Origin of the sequence: Nocardiopsis changdeensis (assembly GCF_018316655.1) — a bacterium.
Classification (GTDB): domain Bacteria; phylum Actinomycetota; class Actinomycetes; order Streptosporangiales; family Streptosporangiaceae; genus Nocardiopsis; species Nocardiopsis changdeensis.
The window spans coordinates 4,369,642-4,387,855 of sequence record NZ_CP074133.1; the positions used below are offsets into that span (position 1 = coordinate 4,369,642).

18 protein-coding genes are annotated in these 18,214 nt (G+C 74.7%); 7 read left to right on the top strand and 11 right to left on the bottom strand.

The genetic code is table 11. The features are described 5' to 3' along the window. Positions 1 to 1,053: 1,053 nt before the first annotated feature. The 3 genes from KGD84_RS20130 to KGD84_RS20140 form a co-directional block, all read right to left on the bottom strand. Entirely contained in the window at positions 1,054 to 1,410 is a 357-nt protein-coding gene (locus tag KGD84_RS20130) for a hypothetical protein (protein WP_220561954.1), read from the bottom strand. Beyond that, entirely contained in the window at positions 1,407 to 2,177 is a 771-nt protein-coding gene (locus KGD84_RS20135) for a MerR family transcriptional regulator (protein ID WP_220561955.1), read from the bottom strand. Before KGD84_RS20135 ends, KGD84_RS20130 begins: the two co-directional genes overlap by 4 nt. Before the next feature lie 93 nt (positions 2,178 to 2,270). Then, positions 2,271 to 3,533, bottom strand: a complete 1,263-nt coding sequence (locus KGD84_RS20140) for an FUSC family protein (RefSeq protein ID WP_220561956.1) — start codon at positions 3,531 to 3,533, stop codon at positions 2,271 to 2,273. Between the two features lie 459 nt (positions 3,534 to 3,992). On the opposite strand from KGD84_RS20140, the gene KGD84_RS20145 reads away from it, so the two are divergent. Both KGD84_RS20145 and KGD84_RS20150 read left to right on the top strand, forming a co-directional pair. Further along, positions 3,993 to 6,005, top strand: a complete 2,013-nt coding sequence (locus KGD84_RS20145) for an ABC transporter ATP-binding protein (RefSeq protein ID WP_255646686.1) — start codon at positions 3,993 to 3,995, stop codon at positions 6,003 to 6,005. Positions 6,006 to 6,503: 498 nt separating this feature from the next. Then, entirely contained in the window at positions 6,504 to 7,625 is a 1,122-nt protein-coding gene (locus tag KGD84_RS20150; RefSeq protein WP_220561957.1) for an SDR family NAD(P)-dependent oxidoreductase, read from the top strand. Between the two features lie 917 nt (positions 7,626 to 8,542). Here KGD84_RS20150 and KGD84_RS20155 read toward each other — a convergent pair. After that, the gene (locus KGD84_RS20155; protein ID WP_220561958.1) at positions 8,543 to 9,043 is read right to left on the bottom strand and encodes a DUF2975 domain-containing protein; all 501 of its coding nucleotides are present in this window, start codon (positions 9,041 to 9,043) and stop codon (positions 8,543 to 8,545) included. A 155-nt stretch (positions 9,044 to 9,198) separates the two neighbouring features. Continuing rightward, positions 9,199 to 9,960, bottom strand: a complete 762-nt coding sequence (locus KGD84_RS20160; RefSeq protein WP_220561959.1) for an MBL fold metallo-hydrolase — start codon at positions 9,958 to 9,960, stop codon at positions 9,199 to 9,201. A gap of 229 nt (positions 9,961 to 10,189) precedes the next feature. Here KGD84_RS20160 and KGD84_RS20165 point away from each other — a divergent pair, with 229 nt between their 5' ends. Beyond that, complete coding sequence (locus KGD84_RS20165; protein ID WP_220561960.1) at positions 10,190 to 11,080, top strand: dihydrodipicolinate synthase family protein; 891 nt, start codon at positions 10,190 to 10,192, stop codon at positions 11,078 to 11,080. 402 nt (positions 11,081 to 11,482) lie between these two features. Here the strand turns inward: KGD84_RS20165 and KGD84_RS20170 are convergent, their stop codons facing one another. Further along, positions 11,483 to 12,052 carry a TetR/AcrR family transcriptional regulator gene (locus tag KGD84_RS20170; RefSeq protein WP_220561961.1) on the bottom strand — a complete coding sequence of 190 codons (570 nt, stop codon included), beginning with the start codon at positions 12,050 to 12,052 and terminating at the stop codon, positions 11,483 to 11,485. 148 nt (positions 12,053 to 12,200) lie between these two features. Between KGD84_RS20170 and KGD84_RS20175 the strand changes: the two genes are divergently transcribed. Beyond that, complete coding sequence (locus KGD84_RS20175; RefSeq protein ID WP_220561962.1) at positions 12,201 to 13,514, top strand: MFS transporter; 1,314 nt, start codon at positions 12,201 to 12,203, stop codon at positions 13,512 to 13,514. A gap of 21 nt (positions 13,515 to 13,535) precedes the next feature. Here the strand turns inward: KGD84_RS20175 and KGD84_RS20180 are convergent, their stop codons facing one another. From KGD84_RS20180 to KGD84_RS20200, 5 genes are all read right to left on the bottom strand, one after another. Continuing rightward, positions 13,536 to 13,664: a hypothetical protein gene (locus tag KGD84_RS20180; protein ID WP_255646687.1), complete on the bottom strand. Its 129-nt coding sequence runs from the start codon at positions 13,662 to 13,664 to the stop codon at positions 13,536 to 13,538. Then, positions 13,661 to 13,963 carry a hypothetical protein gene (locus KGD84_RS20185; RefSeq protein WP_220561963.1) on the bottom strand — a complete coding sequence of 101 codons (303 nt, stop codon included), beginning with the start codon at positions 13,961 to 13,963 and terminating at the stop codon, positions 13,661 to 13,663. The genes KGD84_RS20180 and KGD84_RS20185 overlap by 4 nt, the downstream gene beginning before the upstream one ends. 71 nt (positions 13,964 to 14,034) lie before the next feature. Beyond that, positions 14,035 to 14,793 (bottom strand): ABC transporter permease, encoded by a 759-nt coding sequence (locus KGD84_RS20190; RefSeq protein ID WP_220561964.1) that lies wholly within the window; start codon positions 14,791 to 14,793, stop codon positions 14,035 to 14,037. Between the two features lie 113 nt (positions 14,794 to 14,906). Then, positions 14,907 to 15,425, bottom strand: coding sequence for a hypothetical protein (locus tag KGD84_RS20195; protein WP_220561965.1), 519 nt, complete (start codon positions 15,423 to 15,425; stop codon positions 14,907 to 14,909). Positions 15,426 to 15,530: 105 nt separating this feature from the next. Then, the gene (locus KGD84_RS20200) at positions 15,531 to 16,106 is read right to left on the bottom strand and encodes an ATP-binding protein (RefSeq protein ID WP_255646688.1); all 576 of its coding nucleotides are present in this window, start codon (positions 16,104 to 16,106) and stop codon (positions 15,531 to 15,533) included. A gap of 226 nt (positions 16,107 to 16,332) precedes the next feature. Here KGD84_RS20200 and KGD84_RS20205 point away from each other — a divergent pair, with 226 nt between their 5' ends. The 3 genes from KGD84_RS20205 (at position 16,333) to KGD84_RS20215 (ending at position 18,159) form a co-directional block, all read left to right on the top strand. Continuing rightward, positions 16,333 to 17,190 carry a DUF5753 domain-containing protein gene (locus tag KGD84_RS20205; RefSeq protein ID WP_220561966.1) on the top strand — a complete coding sequence of 286 codons (858 nt, stop codon included), beginning with the start codon at positions 16,333 to 16,335 and terminating at the stop codon, positions 17,188 to 17,190. A gap of 11 nt (positions 17,191 to 17,201) precedes the next feature. Beyond that, on the top strand, positions 17,202 to 17,486 hold the full coding sequence (locus KGD84_RS20210) for a DUF397 domain-containing protein (RefSeq protein WP_370634694.1): 285 nt from the start codon (positions 17,202 to 17,204) through the stop codon (positions 17,484 to 17,486). 184 nt (positions 17,487 to 17,670) lie between these two features. Further along, on the top strand, positions 17,671 to 18,159 hold the full coding sequence (locus KGD84_RS20215; RefSeq protein WP_220561968.1) for a DUF4265 domain-containing protein: 489 nt from the start codon (positions 17,671 to 17,673) through the stop codon (positions 18,157 to 18,159). Positions 18,160 to 18,214: the final 55 nt, after the last annotated feature.

The following is an 18,214-nucleotide window of genomic DNA, read 5'->3' on the forward strand; positions in this document are numbered from 1 at the left end:
GCTCGGCCGGGCCGTGTCGTCGGTGCTCGGGCGGGGGCCGGGGACGGCGCCCGGCCGGGGCGGGGCGGCGCGGCGGTCGCGCCCGGGCGCCCGGAGCCGCGCGCGCGTCTCCGGGGCCGCCGCCCCCGCGTGGACGGGGGCGTCCACGGAGGCGCGCGGCAGGGGGAAGGGCTGGTGGGAGGGGGATCGATCTGTACGGTCACTGCGTTCCACGCTTTCCGGTGGTCGGGGCGGCGTCGGGAGGCGCCCCGTTTCCGGGTACGGCAAGGGCCCGGGCGGTGATGGCGGGATGCCGCTCGGGGGTCGCCGAAGGACCGCGGGTGCTGTGCGGGGCACCGGCGGTGCGGACGCGGCCGGGGACCGGCGGCGCGTCACGGGGCGCGTCGGGAGGGGGCGGTCCGGGGGCGTGCCGGACACGGGGCGCGCGGTGCGGGGGCCGGTCCGGGAGGACCGCCGCGGGGACGCGGCGCGATGGCCCGCCGGGGTGCGGGCCGCGCCGCCCCGCGCGCCGCCCTCCTCAGGAGCGGGAGGGTCCGCCCGCCGCGGCGGTGGGCGCGCGGCGGGGCCCGGGTCTTCTCACCGGGCGGGAACAGGCGCGGGGGCGGGCGAACGGAACGGGGGCAGGGGTCCGTCGGGTCTGCAAAAGTCTCCTGTCAGGACGTTCCGGGAGAACCGGACACGGAGGGTCACGTTGTGTGTTCCCTACCCCGATCACCGAGGACTCCATTCATCTCCCGGCCACTTTCCCGTCACCTGGAATTCCAGGTCGCCCCCGCCGAGCAGCCGCCCGGGGCCGCCGCCCACCGGCGGCGGCCCCGGGCCGGGGACGCCATCCGGCCGGGGTCCCCTGCCTCGGCGACCGGCGCTCGGGCGGGACCCGGTGCTGTGGAAGGCCGTTCCGGCCCGGGCGGGCCCGTACGCCGGACGGCGGAACGGCGCCCCAGGGCCCTGCCGCGGCGACCGGCGCTCGGGCGGGCCCGCCCGCTGAGGCGGCGGGCCGGGCGCCCGGGGATCTCCAGCCGCAGCGACCAAGGCTCGGGCGGGGCCCGGCACTCAGGCGGGGCGCAGGCGGCCGGGCTCGGGGACGTCCAGGGTGAAGACGTGCCCCAGGTCGGCCTCCTCGTAGCCGAAGTCGGCGTTGGCCACCCGCATGCGGTCGGGGCCCACCTCCACGATCCGCACAGTGATCGGCTCGGCCCGCCCGGGCAGCTCCAGCAGCCAGCGGTCGGCCAGGTAGGCCAGCCCGCGGGCGTCCAGGGCGGCGCGGGCCTCGGCCTCGGCGGACGGGGCGCCCGCCGCGTGCCCGAACGGGGTCATCGGGGTGTAGGCCCCCGCGCCCGCCGGGGCGAGGTAGCCCAGGACCTCGCCGTCCTCCTCCCGGCGGTGCGCCGTCCAGTGGGGCGGGATCACGTCCCCTCCCTCCGGGTGTCCAGGCGGGCCAGGGCGTAGGCGGCCATGGCCTCGCACTGGTAGTCGGCCAGCCCCGGCGCGACCGCCTCGTACACCTCCCGCCAGGGCCCCTCCTCGGCGTACACGCGCCCCAGGTGGGCGAAGGCGTCGGCGTCGGGCGTCCACATGCGGGAGACCCGCAGGTAGTGGTCGTGCACCTCCGCCTGCACGGCCGGGTCGGTGACCGGCCGCCCCGCCGCCAGGTGGGCGGCCATCCGCTCCAACTGGGCGGCCAGTCCGGCCCGGTCCGCCTCCCAGTCGGCCGGGGCCCGGCCGTCTGCGGCGCGGGCCGCCTGCTCCCACTGGGCCGGCCACTGCGCGCGGGCGCGGTCGGTGTAGGCGGCGGTGTCGAATCCAGCGAAGAGCGTCTCGGGGTCGAGCGCGCCCATGGTCCCCTCCTCCTCCAGTGCGTCCAGGGTGCGGCGCACGGTGGTGACGAGGGTGTCGACGCGGTCGCGTTCGGCCAGCAGGTCGCGCAGGTGGGCGCGCAGCGCCCCGGCCGGGTCGCCGCCGGCGTCGAGCACGGCGGCGATGTCGGCCAGGGGCAGCCCCAGCTCGCGCATGAGCAGGATGCGCTGGAGCCGCAGCAGCTCGGCGCGGCCGTAGTGGCGCACCCCGCCGGCCCCCACCGCGGCGGGCCGCAGCAGGCCGATGCGGTGGTAGTGCCGCAGGGTCCGCGAGCTGACGCCGGTCATCCGGCACACCTGCCCGGTCGGCCAGGTCGGCATGACCGCTCCCCTCGTCGGACCGGTACCTCCGGTCCGGTCACCGACGTTAGGCGTTGACCCCGCGTCAACCGCAACCCCGGACGCGCCGGCCCGTCAGCCGGGCGGCCCCGGGCGCCAGCGGCCGAAGCGCCGGGGCCCGCCCGGCCTGCGCGGCCCCGGCCCCCAGCGGGCGAAACGGTCCCGGACCGGTCCCAGGCGGGGGTGCCAGCGCAGCCACGGCAGCCAGGGCACCCCCGGCGGCGGCGGGATCCTCGGGTCCTCCAGGTCGCCCTGGAGGACCTCCTCCACCTCCTCGAACCGGATGCCCGCGAACAGCATGATGTCGGTGGCGACCATCTCCACCGCCAGGTGGGTGGCCTGGGTGACCTGGTCGTCGTCGGGCCGCCCCGGCCCGTACATGCGCGCGGTCATCAGCGCCTGCTCCACCGCCTGCTCGCGGGCCTCGCGGCTGCTCAGGTCGTCGGCGAGGGTGGCCAGCACGTCGGCCATGCCGGACACGATCGGGACCAGCTCGCGGCGTTCGTGGGCGCCCATCGCGGCGGTGCTGCGGCACAGGAACAGGCAGCTCTCCCCGAGCAGGATGAGGCGCTCGATGATCTCGTCCTCGTCCAGCACCGGCTGCGGGTCGCCCCAGCGGATCGTGGACAGCCGGATGGTGGTCATGCTGGCCTCGCGGGCGCGGCTCAGCTCCGCCATCGGCCGGCTGAGGTCGCCGAGCCGGTTGACCATCTGCTGGCTGGAGACGTCGCCCTCCTCGTCCAGGGCCTGGGCGACGCCGGTGAGCATGCCCGACATCTCGCCGAGCGCGTCCACCTCGATGCGCCGCAGCAGCGCGACCAGCCGGGCGGGGAACAGCAGCTGGCTGAACACCAGGGCGACGCCCGCGCCGATGAGGGCGTCGACGAGCCGGTCGATGCCGGGGCTGCCGTCCCCGATGAAAATCGTGGTCAGGATGGCGCTGGCCGCGGCCTGCCCGATGACGATGCGCTCGGCGTTGATGGCGACGGCCACGAGCATGGCCAGCAGGGTGGCCGCGCTCATGGTGACGAGTTCGCCGACGTCCGCGGCCAGGGCGAGCTCGCCCGCGCCGATGCCGATGAACACCCCGGTGAGGAGTTTGAGGGCGTTGGAGCCGCGTTCGCCGCCGGAGGCGTTGAGCGCGATGACGGCGGCGATGGGGGCGAAGAACGGGCTGTGGTCCTGGACGAGGCCGCCGGCGACGGTCCAGGCGATGACGGCCGCGAGGGTGGCCTGCACCACCGACCAGGTGTGGGCGGTGAGGCGGTCGCGGACCACCGCCGTTGTCTGCTCGATCCGGTGCCGCAGGTCACGGGTGCGCGCCCGAAGACCAGCCATGTACCACCTCTCCCTCACCGGAGTCCGGACGCCGTGGCGGGGGGCGGGCGCGGTCGCGGTTCCATTGATATCGGCACGGGTCGGGAGAGTGCGGGTTCTGCGTGATCGCCGCGTTTCGCGCGGGGCGCGTACCCGGACACGGAACCCGAACGGGCATCAAGAAGACAAAGGGCCTCTTGACACTCATACGGCGAACTCCGTGACGTTCTCCCCCGGTCGGTGACAGGCGGCGCGACGACCCCCGGAAGGGCACCGGAGACCGCATCGAACACGGATTCGGATCGCCCCTTACCCGGCCGGTCCGGGCCCCTCCCGACCGCCGGACGCGCGTGTGCGCCCCCGGCGGGACCCTCCGTGGCCCGATGCGGTCGGACCGCAATCGGTCGCCCCCTCCCCCGGCGACGGACCGGACCGTCATGATCGGCCTGTCCCCGCCACGGAAACGGAGAGGAACGCCTGTTGCAGGACCACGACACCAACGCCGACGCCGACACCGGAGCCGGGAACGATCCAGGGCACGATGCCTCCTCCGGATCCCCCGACGCGGACGCCGAGCGGCTCGCCACCTCGGAGTACCGGATGTTCCGCGAACGGGCCCGCCAGGCCACCTGGTGGTCGATGGCGCGCCGGATGCCCGTGCTGGTCGGTCGGGCCCTGGCCGTGGGCCGCCGGGCGGGGCCCGGAGACCTGGCCGCCACCGTCGTGTTCGGGCTGGGGATGGGCGCGGCCACCGCGTGGGCGCTGGTGGCGACCAACGCCGTCCTGGAGGAGGTGTTCGCGGCCGTGCCCACCCCCGACCGGGTCCGGGCGGCGCTGCCCTCCCTGCTCCTGCTCGCGGCGGCCCTGCTCGCCCGGGGAGCCTGCGGGGCGCTGGCCGGGCGCGCCCAGGCCCGACTGGAGCCCAAGGTGGTGCTGGCCGCCGAGCGCCGGTTCAACGAGACGGTCACCGGGGTGGAGGCGGCGGCCTTCGACGACAGCGCCTTCAACGACCACGTGTTCCGCGGGTACGCCACCGGCTGCGACCAGATGGGGGTGCTGGTCCGCACGAGCCTGGACGTGCTCACCGGCCTGGTGGCGATCGCCGCGGCCGCGGGCGTGCTGGGCACACTGCACCCGGTGCTGCTGCCGCTGATCCTGGTGGCGATGGTCCCCCAGTGGTGGAGCTCGGCGGCGTCCGCCCGGCTGCGGTACCGGCTGACGCTGAGGCTCACCGAGGTCGTGCGCCGCAAGTTCATGCTCCAGCAGCTGATGATCGACCGGCGCACCGCCGCCGAGCTGCGCTCGTACACGATGGGCCCGCGGCTGCGCGCCGAGTTCGACCGGTTCGCCGAACGGGAGCTCCAGGCCCGGTTGCGGCTGGCGACGCGGATGGCGCTGATCCGGGTGGCGGGCGGGGCCCTGGGCGGGGCCGCCACGGTGGTGGTGTTCGTCGCGCTGGGGGCGCTGCTGGTCGAGGGGGTCGTGCCGATCGCGGCGGCCGGGGCGGCCGTGGTGGCGGTGCGGGTCGCCCAGGGCGCGCTGGGCACGGTGCTGGTGTCGGTGGGCCAGGTCTACGAGGCGGGGCTGTACGTCGCCGACCTGGTGGAGCTGGAGGAGAAGGCCCGCGAGCGCACGCCCCGCCGGGACCTTCCGCCCGCCCCGGAGGGGTTCGCGGAGATCCGGGTGGAGGACGTGACGTTCTCCTATCCCAAGGCGGACGGGGACGGGGACGGCGCCACGGGTCCGGCGCTGGCCGGGGTGGACCTGGTGCTGCCCCGGGGGCGGACGGTGGCGCTGGTCGGCGAGAACGGGTCGGGCAAGAGCACCCTGGCCAAGCTGCTGTCGGGGCTGTACACGCCCGACGCCGGACGGGTGTGCTGGGACGCGACCGACCTGGCGGGGGTGGACGCCGACGACCTGCGCTCGCGGATCGCGGTGATCGCCCAGGACCACACGCACTGGCCGATGACGGCGCGCGGCAACGTGGTGATGGGCGGCCCGGAGGACGACCCGGAGCGGTTGGCGCGGGCGGCCGGGGCCGCGCACGCCGACACGGTGGTGGCGGACCTGCCGCGCGGGTGGGAGACGCTGCTGGACAAGCGGTTCGCGCACGGCCACGAGCCGTCGGGCGGGCAGTGGCAGCGGCTCGCGGCGGCCCGGGGGTTCCACCGGGGAGACGACGGGGCGGCGGTGCCGCTGCTGATCGCTGACGAGCCCACGTCGGCGCTGGACGCCCGGGCCGAGCACCGGTTCTTCTCCTCGCTGCACGCGCACGCGGGACGGACGGGGGCGACGGTCGTGCTCATCACGCACCGGTTGGCGTCGGTGCGGATGGCCGACGTGGTCGTGGTGCTGGAACGGGGGCGGGTGGTGGACCGGGGGTCCCACGAGGAGCTGATGGAGCGGGGCGGCGTGTACCGGGAGCTGTGGGACCTCCAGGCGCAGGCCTACCGTGAGCGGGAACGCGCCCAGGAGCCCGACCCCACCGGCTGAGCCGGAGCAGCGGTGTTCGGTGGACGGCGTCCGGCGACCGGTGGGGCCGCCGGACGCCGGTCGTGGCCTCCGTGGCCCGTTCCACTCCGGGGCGGAACCGGGCGGGGAGGGGCGGCACGGGCCGGGCGGGACGGAGCGGGACAGGGCGGGCCAGGACGGGGCGGCACGGAGCGGGACAGGGCGGGGCGGCACGGAGGGGGACGGGGCGGCACGGGCCGCCCGCTGTTTCGGCCCGCGCGGTCCCGGGTAGCCGCGTCCCTACACAACGGGTCCGCAGGACGGCGGTGCTCAGGGGCGCTGCCACGGGGGACCGCGCGGGGCGCGTCCGGCGCTCCCCGCCCGAGGGCCTGCGGGGGTTCGCTCCGCAGGAACGGACCGGCCGCGCGGTGCAGGAACGGACCAGCCGCGCGGCGCAGGAACGGACCAGCCGCACGGTGCAGGAACGGACCGGCCCCGCGGCGCGCGGAACCGGAGCAGACGCGAAGGAGGCGACCGGTGATGAAGGCGAAGACCGTCCTGGTCCCGCTCCTGGCGGCCCGGGCGGCGTCCCGGTTCCGCCGGGACGAGCCACAGCAGGCGCGGCGGAGCCGGAGCGGCGGGGTACTGCCCTGGGCCGCGGCCGGCGCCGCGCTGGGCGTCGGAGCGGCGGCGCTGGCACCACGGCCGCACACCACACGGCTCGCCGGGCGGGTCGCCCTGGTCACCGGCGGCTCGCGCGGGCTCGGCCTGAGCCTGGCCCGGGAGTTCGGCGAGCGCGGCGCGTCCGTGGTGGTCTGCGCGCGCGACGGCGACGAGCTGGACCGGGCCGTGATCGACCTGGAGGCGCGCGGCGTTCCGGCCCGCGGCATCCGGTGCGACGTGCGCGACCCGGAGGGGGCCGAGCGCCTGGTGAAGGAGGCCGAGGCGGCCTTCGGCCACCTGGACTTCGTCGTCAACAACGCCGGGATCATCCAGGTGGGCCCGCAGGAGGTGCTCACCGAGGAGCACTTCCGCGACGCGATGGAGACCATGTTCTGGGCCCCGCTGCGGATCTCCCGGGCCGCGATCGGCCCGCTGTCGCGGACCGGCGGCTCGCTGGTGACCATCACGTCCATCGGCGGCCACCTCAGCGTGCCGCACCTGCTGCCGTACTCGTGCGCCAAGTTCGCCGAGGTCGCCCTGTCGGAGGGGCTGGGCGCGGAGCTCGCGCGCCGGGGGGTGCGGGTCACCACGGTGGTGCCGGGGCTGATGCGCACCGGTTCGCACCGGGCGGCGGTGTTCTCGGGGAACGCCGAACGCGAGTACAGCTGGTTCGCACTGGGCGCCGGCCTGCCGCTGGTGTCGGCGGGCGCCGGGCACGCCGCCCGGCGGATCGTCGAGGCGGCCGCGCGCGGGCGCCCGTACCTGGTGATCACTCCGCTGGCGGCGGCGGTCGTCGCGGCGCGCGGGCTGTGCCCGTCGCTGGTGCAGCGGCTCATGCGGGTCATGGCCGGGGTCCTGCCCGGCCCGCCGGAGGAGCCCGCTGAGAAGCGGGGCGCCGAGGCGGACGAGGGGCTGGTCAACGGCGCCGTGCGGACGGCCGCCGTGCTCAACGAGCGGGCCGCCGACGACCTCAACCAGGAGCCCCGGCACGGAGGCTGACCCGGCCGCCGCCGCGGTGCGGTGCCGCTCGGCCGCCACGCGGTCCGCCGGTGAAGGAACGTGTGACCGGGCGGCCGCGGAAGACCTCGGGTAGAGGTCACCGGTCAAGGCTTCTCGGGAGCAGCCCGCCTTGCCGAGACAGGGCGGTCTCGCGACCACCGGTCGAATCCGAGCAGGCGATCGCGCGCGAACGACCGCGACAGACGTCCACGGGCGGGCGGCCCTACCGGCTCCCGCGCCCGATCACCCGCTCGGCGCCGCGCGGCCTGCTGAAGCCCGGAATCCCGACGGAGCCCGCCCGGAACCCGGCGCGAACGCCCAAGCGCGGACCACGCGCGGGATCCGCGGGCCGTGGCCGCGGCGTTGAACGGGCGGCCGCGGAAGACCCCGGGTGGAGGTCACCGGTCAAGGCTTCGCGGGAACAGCCCGCCTTGCCGGGACAAGGCGGTCTCGCGACCGCCGGGCCTATCCGAGCAGGCGATCCCGCGCGAACGACCGCGGCAAGCGCCCACACGGGGGCGCCCCTACCGGCTCCCGCGCCCGATCACCCGCTCGGCGCCGCGCTGGTGGGCGGCTGGGCAACGAAGGGGTCGCGCGGCCGGGCGACACCACGGCCTCCTCTCCCGGTTCCGCCGACCGTTCCGGCAAGGCCATCGTCCGGCAGCCCTCGTGCGCCGTGGACGGTCGGGGCGCGAGCGGAGGCAGGATCGGGGCCCAGAGCCCGCGCGTACCGGTTCGGCGGGCCGATCCGACCATCCGGATAGGCCATCCGGTTCAGTGGGACGATCCAGCCATCCGGATGGACTATCCAGTTGACCCAACCGGATCGGCTATCCGGTTCGGTGGGTCGATTCGACCAACCGGATGAGCCATCCGCTTCAAAGGGGCGAAGCGATGAACCGGATACGCCATCCGCCTCAGACGACCTCGGACATCTCCGACTGCAGGTCGGCCGCCTTGCGCAGCAGTCCACGCATGAGGATGAGCAGCAGGGCGAAGCCGACACCCCCGGCGGTGGTGACGACGGCGGCGCCCAGCGCGCCGATCAGCTCCATGCCGTCGGCGGGAGAGGGGATGTTCGAGTCCACCAGCAGGTGCCCGGTGACCCCTGCGGTGATCAGGGACGCCGCGAGGGTGGCGCCGATGATGACGTCCACCCAGAAGAAGGCCCGCCGGGTGAAGATCGCGTCGCGCTCGACCATCGCGAGCAGCACCCACACGGCGACCAGGGCGACCTGCACACAGGCGACACCGAGAACGGCAAGGGTGACATAGGGGAGTTCGTAGGGAGCGTAGGGAGGGAAGCTTTCGACCTCGCTGGCGGCGACACCGGGGATGACGACGATCTGGCCGAAGAGGCCGGTGAGGATCGCCATCGCGACGCCGGCCCGCAGGACCAGGGTGATGTAGCTGCGCATGCATCGAGTATCGATAGGTACCTATCGAAAGTCAATAGGTCCGGTGCAACTCGTTCGTCCGGGTAGACAGCCGTGAACGCCACGCGGTTCTCCCCCGATCCGGCGGGCCCCGCCCGGTCCCGCCCGGCACCGCCGCGCGGGCGGCCCCGGGCGCCCTACTGGATCCCGCGCGCGATCGCCTCCTCGGCCGCCGCGCGCGGCCCGCCGGCGAAGGGGTCGCCGTGGCCGGGCAGCACCACGGCCTCCTCCCCCAGTTCCGCCAGCCGCTCCAGCGAGGCCATCGCCTGGGCGCCCTTGTGCGTGGACATCCGGCTGATCGTGGTCGGGCCCTTGCGGCCGGTGGTCGGGTCGTAGGTGACCAGCGCGTCCCCCGTGAACACCACACCGCGGTCGTTCCAGACGAACACGGCGCTGCCCGGGGTGTGCCCGGGCGCGCCCACCACCCGCGGGCTCCCGGGCACCTCCTCCAGGACCTGGCCGTGGACGAACGTGGAGTACTCCGGCACCGGCGGCGCGTTGAACGCCCCCGACCCCTCCAGGTGCGCGAGCAGGCGGGCGGCCCGCGGACGGCGCAGCAGGTAGGGCAGCATCGAGCGCTCGGGAGGGGCGTGCACGATCGCCTGCGCGGGGCCGCCGCCCAGCAGCGGCGCGTCGCCCTCGTGCACCCACACCGCCGTTCCCGAGTGCTCCAGGACGCGGGCGGCCAGACCGATGTGGTCGGGGTGGCCGTGGGTGAGCAGGACGGCCCGCAGCCGCCCGCCCACCCGGGACGCAGCGTCCAGAAACGCGGAGCTGTGCGTGGGCAGCCCGGCGTCGACGAGGACCAGGCCCTCGTCGGTGTCCACGAGATAGAAGTTCACCACCTCGTCGCCGAGGCGGAAGACACCGGGGGCGACCTCGTCGGGGATGCTGCCCATATGGTCCTCTCGGCGGCTGAAGGAGCGCGTCGCCCACCGGGGGCGTCCCCCTTTCTCTATCGGAGCGGCCGCCGAAGGTGGGCGAGCGACACTCCCCGTGACCGGGCGATCACCATCACAGGGCGCCGGGGGCGAGGGGCGACGCGGTAGTCTTCCCGCCGCCGGGTCCCGGACCCGGCCCGCCCGGCGGCGCCCCCGCCGGACCGCCCGACGATCCACGGAAGTGCCCATGTTCACCGGCCTCAGCGCCTTCCCGCTCACCCCGATCCACCGCGACCGCGTCGACGAGGCCGCCTTCGCCGGCCTGGTCGGGCGCCTGGCCGGGGCCGGCGTCGACTCGATCACCGCCCTGGGGTCGACCGGCTCCTACGCCTACCTCACCCGCGACGAGCGCGCCCGCGTGGTCCGGCTGGCAGTGGAGCACGCCGGGGAGGTGCCCGTCCTGGCGGGCATCGGCGCCCTGCGCACCTCGCACGTCCTGGAGTTCGCCGAGGACGCCCAGCGGGCCGGGGCGTCCGGTGTGCTGCTGGCACCGGTGTCGTACCAGGAGCTCACCCCGGACGACGTGTACGGCCTCTACGAGGACGTGACCCGCGCCCTGTCCGTGCCGCTCGTCGTGTACGACAACCCGCGGACCACGCACTTCTCCTTCACCGACGACCTCTACCGCGACGTCGCGCGGCTGCCCGGCGTCGCGTCGCTGAAGATCCCCGGGGTGCCCGCCGACCCGGCGGAGGCCGCCCGGCGGGTGGCCCGGCTCCGGGAGCTCCTGCCCCAGGGCGTCACGGTCGGCGTGTCCGGGGACGCCTTCGGCGCCACCGGGCTGAACGCGGGCTGCGACGCCTGGTATTCGGTCGTCGGCGGCACCCTGCCCGCCCCGGCCCTGGAGATCGTGCGCGCCGCCCGGTCCGGCGCGGCGGAGCGGGCCGAGGAGCTCTCCGCGCGCCTTGGACCCCTGTGGGACCTGTTCGCCCGGCACGGCAGCCTCCGGGTGACCGCGGCGATCGCCGAGCACCTGGGGCTGGTGCGCGGCCCGAGCCTGCCGCTGCCGCTCCGCGGCCTCGGCCCGCAGGACCGCGACCGCGTCGCCCGCGTCGTCAACGAGCTGGGGCTGGAGTAGGAACCGGGACCAGGCCGGGCAGGCCCTACGAACCCGGAACCAAGAGTCGACGTGCGGGCGGTCGAAACGGCCGCTGCTTACAGCGGCCCGGAACGAACCGCGGCCGACCTGGCACGTCACCCGTCCGCACCAGCCTCGGGAATCCACTCGGGCGACCTGCGACGTCCACCGCCCGGAGTAGCCCGCAACCGCCGGGCGCGACAGCAACCCGAAGCGGCCTACGGCCGATCAGGTAGGGCGTACAAGCCCGGAAACGGGAGCCGACGCGCGGGCGGCCGGGCACGACCGCCGCCCGGAACGACCGTTCGCAACAGCGGCCCGGGGCGCCCCCCGGCCGACCGGGCACGCCACCCGCCCGAACCACCCCGAGCGGCCGCCGTTCGGGGCGCCCGCGGGGCGCCCTCAGCCCTCGGCGGGGCCGCCCGGCGACGGGACGGCGGTGATGCGGGCGACGGCGTCCGCCGTCAGCGCGCGGTCGTGGGGCTCCAGCTCCAGGGCGCGGTGGATGGTCAGCCCCTCGATGAGCGCGTCGACCTGGCGGGCGGTCAGCGGGTCGAAGTGGAGCTCCAGGGCGCGCCTGCTACGGAGCATCCACGCCCGGGTGAGCTCCCGGTAGGCGGGGCGGCGGGCGGCCAGGGTGTACAGCTCGTGGGTGAGGACCAGCTCGCGCGGAGAGGTCATCAGCTCGTCGTGGACCAGGGCGGTGACGGCCTCGCGGGCCTCCTCCAGGTTCCGGGCCCGGACCAGGCGCTGCTCGAACCTGCGGCTGAGGTCCTGGGCGAAGCGGGAGAACACCTCGCGCAGCAGCTCGTCCATGCCCGCGAAGTGGTAGGTCATCGAGCCCAGCGGGACCTCGGCGCGGGCGGCCACCTTGCGGTGGGAGGTCCCGGCCACGCCCTCCTCGGCGATGAGGTCGGCGGCGGCGGCGATGATGCGCTCCCTGCGCTCGGGGTCCACCCGTCCGGTCGCCACCCTGACTCCTCTCCGCCGCCGGTTCCGACGGGGCCATTCTCGCGGATCCCCGGGGTGCGCGGTCTCGATCCGCGCCTCCCCGGAGTGTACGATCGTACGCGACAGGTGTACGGTCGTACACCTTCTGCCGTTCCCCTGGAGGACTCCCATGAGCGCGCCGGACTCCCCCGCCGCACCCGCCGGGCGCGCGCCCGTGGACCGGAGCGTCCGCCGCGCCCGCGCCGCGGTGTCGCTGCTGTTCCTCACCAACGGCGCGCTCTACGCCAACCTCGTCCCCCGCTACCCGGAGATCAAGGCGGCGCTGGAGCTGGGCAACGCCCAGTACGGGCTGGCCATCGCGGCGTTCCCGGCGGGCGCGCTGGTGGCGGGGATGGCGGCGGGACCGGTCATCCGCCGGTTCCGGTCGTCCCGGGTGGCGGCGTTCGGAACGGTGCTGACGGCGCTGTGCATGCTCGGCGCGGCGGTGGGCCCCACGTGGGCGCTGCTGGCGGGGGCGCTGTTCCTGGCGGGGGCGTTCGACGCGGTCGTGGACGTGGCCCAGAACGCGCACGGGCTGCGGGTGCAGCGGCTGTACCGGCGGTCGGTGCTCAACTCGTTCCACGCCCTGTGGAGCGTGGGCGCGGTGATCGGCGGCCTGATGGGCGCGGCGGCCACGGGGCTGGGGGTGTCCCCGGGCGTCCACCTGGCGGTGGCGGCCGTGCTGCTGTCGGCGACGGCGCTGACCGCCTACCGCTGGACGCTGCCGGGGCCGGACCGCGAGGAGGCCGCGGAGGCCGACGGCGGGGCCGAGCAGGAGGTCCGGGGGGTGAGCGGTGCGGCCTGGACCAGGTACGCGATCCTGGCGGCACTGGCCGTCATCTCCATCGCCGGGATCATGGTGGAGGACGCGGGCAGCACCTGGGGTGCGGTGTACCTCTCCGACCACCTGGGGGCGCCGGCGTCGCTGGCGGCGTTCGGGTACATCGCCCTGGTGGGGGCGCAGTTCGTCGGCCGCATGGCGGGCGACGCGCTCACCGACCGGTTCGGGCAGCGCGCGGTGGCCCGCGCGGGCGGGGCGATCGCCGCGCTGGGGCTGGGCGCGGCACTGCTGTTCCCGAGCGTCCCGGGCACGATCGCGGGGTTCGCGGCGGCGGGGTTCGGCGTGGCGACGCTCATCCCGTCGGCCATGCACGCGGCCGACGAGCTGCGCGGGCTGAAGCCGGGGACCGGGCTGGCGCTGGTGAGCTGGCTGATGCGGATGGGGTTCCTGTGCTCGCCGCCGGTGGTGGGGGCGATCGCGGACGCGACGACGCTGCGGACGGGCCTGATGGTGGTGCCGGTGGCGGGTGTCGTGGTGGTGCTGTTGGCGGGCGTGCTCGCCGACCGCTCGGGCCGGGCGCCGGGCGGCCGGGCGCCCCGGGTGTCCGAAGGGGCCCCGCCGAAGGCCGCCGCCACGGGCGCGGAGCCCTCCGCGAGGCCGTAGCGCCCGGGCGGCCCCACGGCGTCAGTCCTCCGGGGAAGTGTCCCCATCCTGGAACACGCCGACCAGTGCGAGCAGCCCGGCCCGCGTCCCGGACACCTCCACCTCACCGGTCGTCTCCGCGTACCGCGCCCGCGGCGCAGCGTTCCTCATGCCGCCCCGACCAGGCGCCGAACCTCCGCGACGGTCCGCGCCAACTGCCGGTCATCGACGGGGGTGACGTCGTCGGGGGTGTCCCAGGTGGACGTACGGAGGTCGTGGTGGCGCTCCAACTCCGCGGCGAGTTCACAGGCCCGCTCGTAGAGGGGGCCGCGGCGCGAGGTCACCTCGGCCGCGCCCGGCACGAGGAGGCCGGCGACCCGGTCCAGCCCGGCCGTGCCGCTCTCGTGGTCGGCGAGCACGGCGCCGACCCACTCCCGCCACCGCGCCCGCTCGTACTCCCGCTCGCCCATCCGCCGCACGCGCCCTTCCGTTCTCCGGACCGGTACGGCCCAGCATGGCAGAGGCGTCGCGTGCCCGGGCCTCACTCCCTTTCCGGAACCGGGAGGGCCCCGCAGGCCACCAGTTCCACGGTGAGCACGATCGCCAGGCTCTCCACCAGCAGCAGACCCGCCAGGACGAACACCTGGACCGCCCCGGCCTCGAACGGCGTCGCGCCGCCGAGCAGCATGCCCACGAACGCCCCGGGCAGGGTCACCAGGCCCACGGTCCGGGTCTGGTCCAGCGCCGGGAGCAGCGCGGAGGCGGCGGCGGGGCGGCCGATCTCCAGGGCGGCGTCGCGCGGCGACAGGCCCAGGGACAGGGCGGCCTCGACCTCGCCCCTGCGGGTGCGCAGCTCCTCGGTGGCCCGGCGCCCGGCCAGGACCGTCGCGGTCAGCGCGCCGCCGGTGAGGATCCCGGTCAGCGGGATGACGGCCAGGCCGCTGACGGGGGTCAGGCCGGTGAGCAGCAGCGCGACCACGACGGGGACGATCGGGAGGCAGACGGGCAGGAACGCCCACAGGGGCCGCCACCGGGCGGAGGTGATGCGGCGTCCGGCGGTCAGGGAGGCCACGGTGAGCATGACCGCGACGAAGCCGAGGGTGAGCGGGCCGGAGGAGACGACGGCCGCGATGAGGAAGGAGACCGCGCCCAGTTGCAGGACCGCGCGGCCGCCGGCGCGCAGCACGGCGAGGCCGTGGCCGAGGCGGCCCAGCGCGGACACCCCGGCCGCGGCCGCGACGGCCACCACGACGGCGACGGCCAGCGCGGGCCCCACCACCAACAACTCGGACTCGCCCATGGTCCTCCCCTGTCGCCCGGCGCTCTCCCGCAAGCGAGCGTCGCACACGGGCGCCCCCGGGGACACGGCCGCGGGCGGTGTCGGAAGGACACCGCCCGCGGCGACCCCGGTTGTCAGGAGACCTCCCCGACACCCGGGTTCAGAGCCAGGTAGGCGCGGATTCGGTCGGCCAGCTCGACGAACTCGCCCTGGTCCGTGGCCGGGGGCGCGGCCGGGTAGTCCTCCGGCTCCGCCGGGCGCGGCCGGGGGACGAGGTCCAGGTAGGGGCGGACCAGGGCTCCGGCGATCCGGTCGGGGTCGGTGTCCGTCAGGTCGCTCGGGCCGGTGAAGGCCTGTCCCCAGCGGGCGGATGCATCGGAGGCTCCGGCGGGCCGGGTGTTCCGGTCGGGGGATCCGGGCGGGGCGGCGAGCAGGTCACCGCACCCGGGAACGTCTTTGTGTTCGGATGCGGCTGGGAATGGGTGCGGCTTTCGGTCGGCTCGGCGGGGGACGAAGAGCGCGGTCAGGGCTGTGGCAAGGAGTGCGGCGGCCAGGGCCCACACGCGTGCGGGCATGCCGGTGCAGGGCCGCCGGTGGCGGCCGGTTGTAGGGTGTTCCACGGTCATCTCCTGGCTGGTGCAGGTGGTGATCACGCCCCGATCCGGTGTTCGCGCACCGGTCGGGGCACCTGTGTTCTCGGGTGTTGTGGGGGCGGGTGTCATTGGCCCGGTGGGGCTGCGCTTCCCGCCCGCACCGGTTCAGGCCGCAGTGGTCCAGGGGTTGTCGGTGAGGTCGTAGGCGAGGAAGAACCACACCTGGCGGTGGTCGGCGATGCCGTTGTCTCCCCAGGAGGTGGCCAGGGCGTCGACCAGGGCGAGCCCCCGACCCGATTCGGCGACCACGTCCAGCCCGGCGGGGTCGGCCACCAGGTACTCGCGCCGTCCCTCCGGGGTGGTGCGCCCGTCCGGGCGCCCCTGGTCGGTGCAGGTCAGGCGAAGTCCCGTGCGGCTGCGCTCGCAGCGCAACGTGAAGGTCCCGAACGGCCGCCCCGAGCGGGAGTGGGTGAGCGCGTTCGCGGCCAGCTCCGAGCCGAGCAGGGTGAACAGGTACCGGTAGTCGGCGTCCCGTTCGGCGGCGCTGGCGTCCAGGAACGCCCGCACCAGCGGCATCAGCTGCGGCGAGGACCCGAACTCGTAGGAGCGCACCTTGTAGTGCGCCCGGCGGGCGTGCGGGGTGAAGTAGTGCCGGCACCGCCGCGGCACCAGCTCCCCGAGGGGGAGGGTCACCTCCGGCAAGGACGGCATCGGCGGGGGCGAGGGAACGATTGCGAGCATGACGAAGACACTCCTTGCACAAGGTGGAAGAACAGAGGTTCCGCCCGCTCGCCCCCGGGGGGTGTTCACGGTTGCAGCAGCACAGGGCACGGGCAGGTCGTAGCCTGATCGGCAGGAGCACTCCGTCACCTGACGATCACCGGACACATCCATAGTGCAACTCAGATTTCGAGCAGTCAACCGGTTCAACTCGAAATCTGAGTTTGCTTGAACGTAGGATCCCCTCATGCAGAGCCCGATCAGCCCCAGCGTCCGCCGCCGTCGCCTGGCACGAGAACTCCGGCGCCTACGCGAAGCGCACGACCTCAAACTGGCCGCCGCAGCCAAAGCGTCCGGTGTTCCCCTGTCCACCCTCAGCAGCATCGAGAACGCCACAGCCCGGCGCATCCGCACACGCGACATCGACGCCCTCGCCGACCTCTATGGCACCACCGACGACGTGCGCGCCGCGCTCCACAGGCTGACCCGGGAATCCAAGGAAACCGGGTGGTGGTCCAGCTACAAGGACATCTTCGGCAGCAACGCCCTCCCCGACTTCGAAGCCGAAGCCTCCATGCTCCGCCGCTTCGAAGGCCTCACCCTCCCCGGCCTGCTCCAGACACCCGAATACGCGGCAGCCGTCTTCCGCGCCGGTCGCGCCATACCGGAAGCCGATGTCGAACGCCGTGTTCAGGCCCGTATGGAGCGCAGGAACATCTTCAACCGGATCAAGCCCCCGCACCTCATCGCGGTCATCGACGAAGGGGCTCTACGCAGGGTCATCGGCGGCCCCACCGTCATGCAAGCCCAGCTGGAGCACTTGAAGAACATGGCGCTACGCCATCACATCGACGTTCAGGTGCTGCCCTATTCCGCGGGCGCTCACCTCGCTCTCGCGGGCCCCTTCACCATCCTGGACTTCCCAACCCCCATCGACCCTCCCCTGGTGTACGTGGAGACCGCGGTCGACGGTCTCTATCTGGACCAAACGGACGACGTAGAGCGATATAACGTGGCATTCAGCAACGTTCAGGGAGTCGCCTTGTCCACCGCCCTGTCGTTCGAGCTCATCGAAGACGTCCTGAAGTCCCTGGAGAGTACGTGACAGCCAACGAGCTGGAGTTCCGCAAGAGCAGCTACAGCGCACAAGGCCAGGAATGCGTCGAAGTCGCCCGCTTCCGGAAGAGCAGCCACAGCGGTGTCAATGGCGATTGCGTCGAGGTCGCACACCTGCCCGCGAACTTCCGAAAGAGCGGCTACAGCGGTGGCAACAACGAGTGCGTCGAGGTCGCCGACCTGCCTTGCGGGGCCGCCGTCCGCGACTCCAAGCACCCCGCCGACGGGCACCTCCCCTTCCCTGCGTCCGAGTGGACCGCCTTCCTCCACTCCACCAACGGCTGACCCCGATCCACCTCCCCCACCCCCGCAACGCCACCGACGCCCGGCAAGGCCCTCCGGCCTCCGCCGGGCGCCGCTGTCCTCAGCATCAACGCGCCTCCGGCATGCGCCCACGGTCCTGGCCGAGGTGTCCGCCTTCCCCTACTCCGCAGTCCGGCCCGGTGATCGCGATGTGGATGATGATTCGGTGACGAACCTCGGTGACGACTACATGAAGGTCCACTTCCGCATGGACACGGACGAGAACGGCTGGCCGCCGGCGAACGTCGAGAGCCTATGGGCTGTCGACCTCGGCGACGACACGGTGCGCCTGGACAACACACCCTGGTTCGTCCGCGGAATCGCCCGCGGCGACATCGTCAGGATGCGGCCGGACGGTAACGGCATGCTCTGGGCCGGGGAGACGGTCCGGCCATCGCAGAACTGCACCATCCGCCTCATCGTGTTGAGGGACAACGGCTCGGCCGCCGCTCGGCAGAGCGTGCTGGAGACTTTCCACCGCCTCGGCGCGACCGGCGAAGGCATCGAGCGGTTCCGGATGGTGGCCCTGGAGGTCCCACCGCATGCGGACCTTCCGAAAATCCGCGAACTGCTGGAGCACGGCGAGACGGAGGGGTGGTGGCACTGGGAAGAAGGATGTGTCACCGCCGCTTGGAAGGCCGCTGCGCGAGCCTGAGGCCACCGGCCCCCTGCACAGCGGCGGCGATGCGACTCGGCGGGCGCCGCTGCAC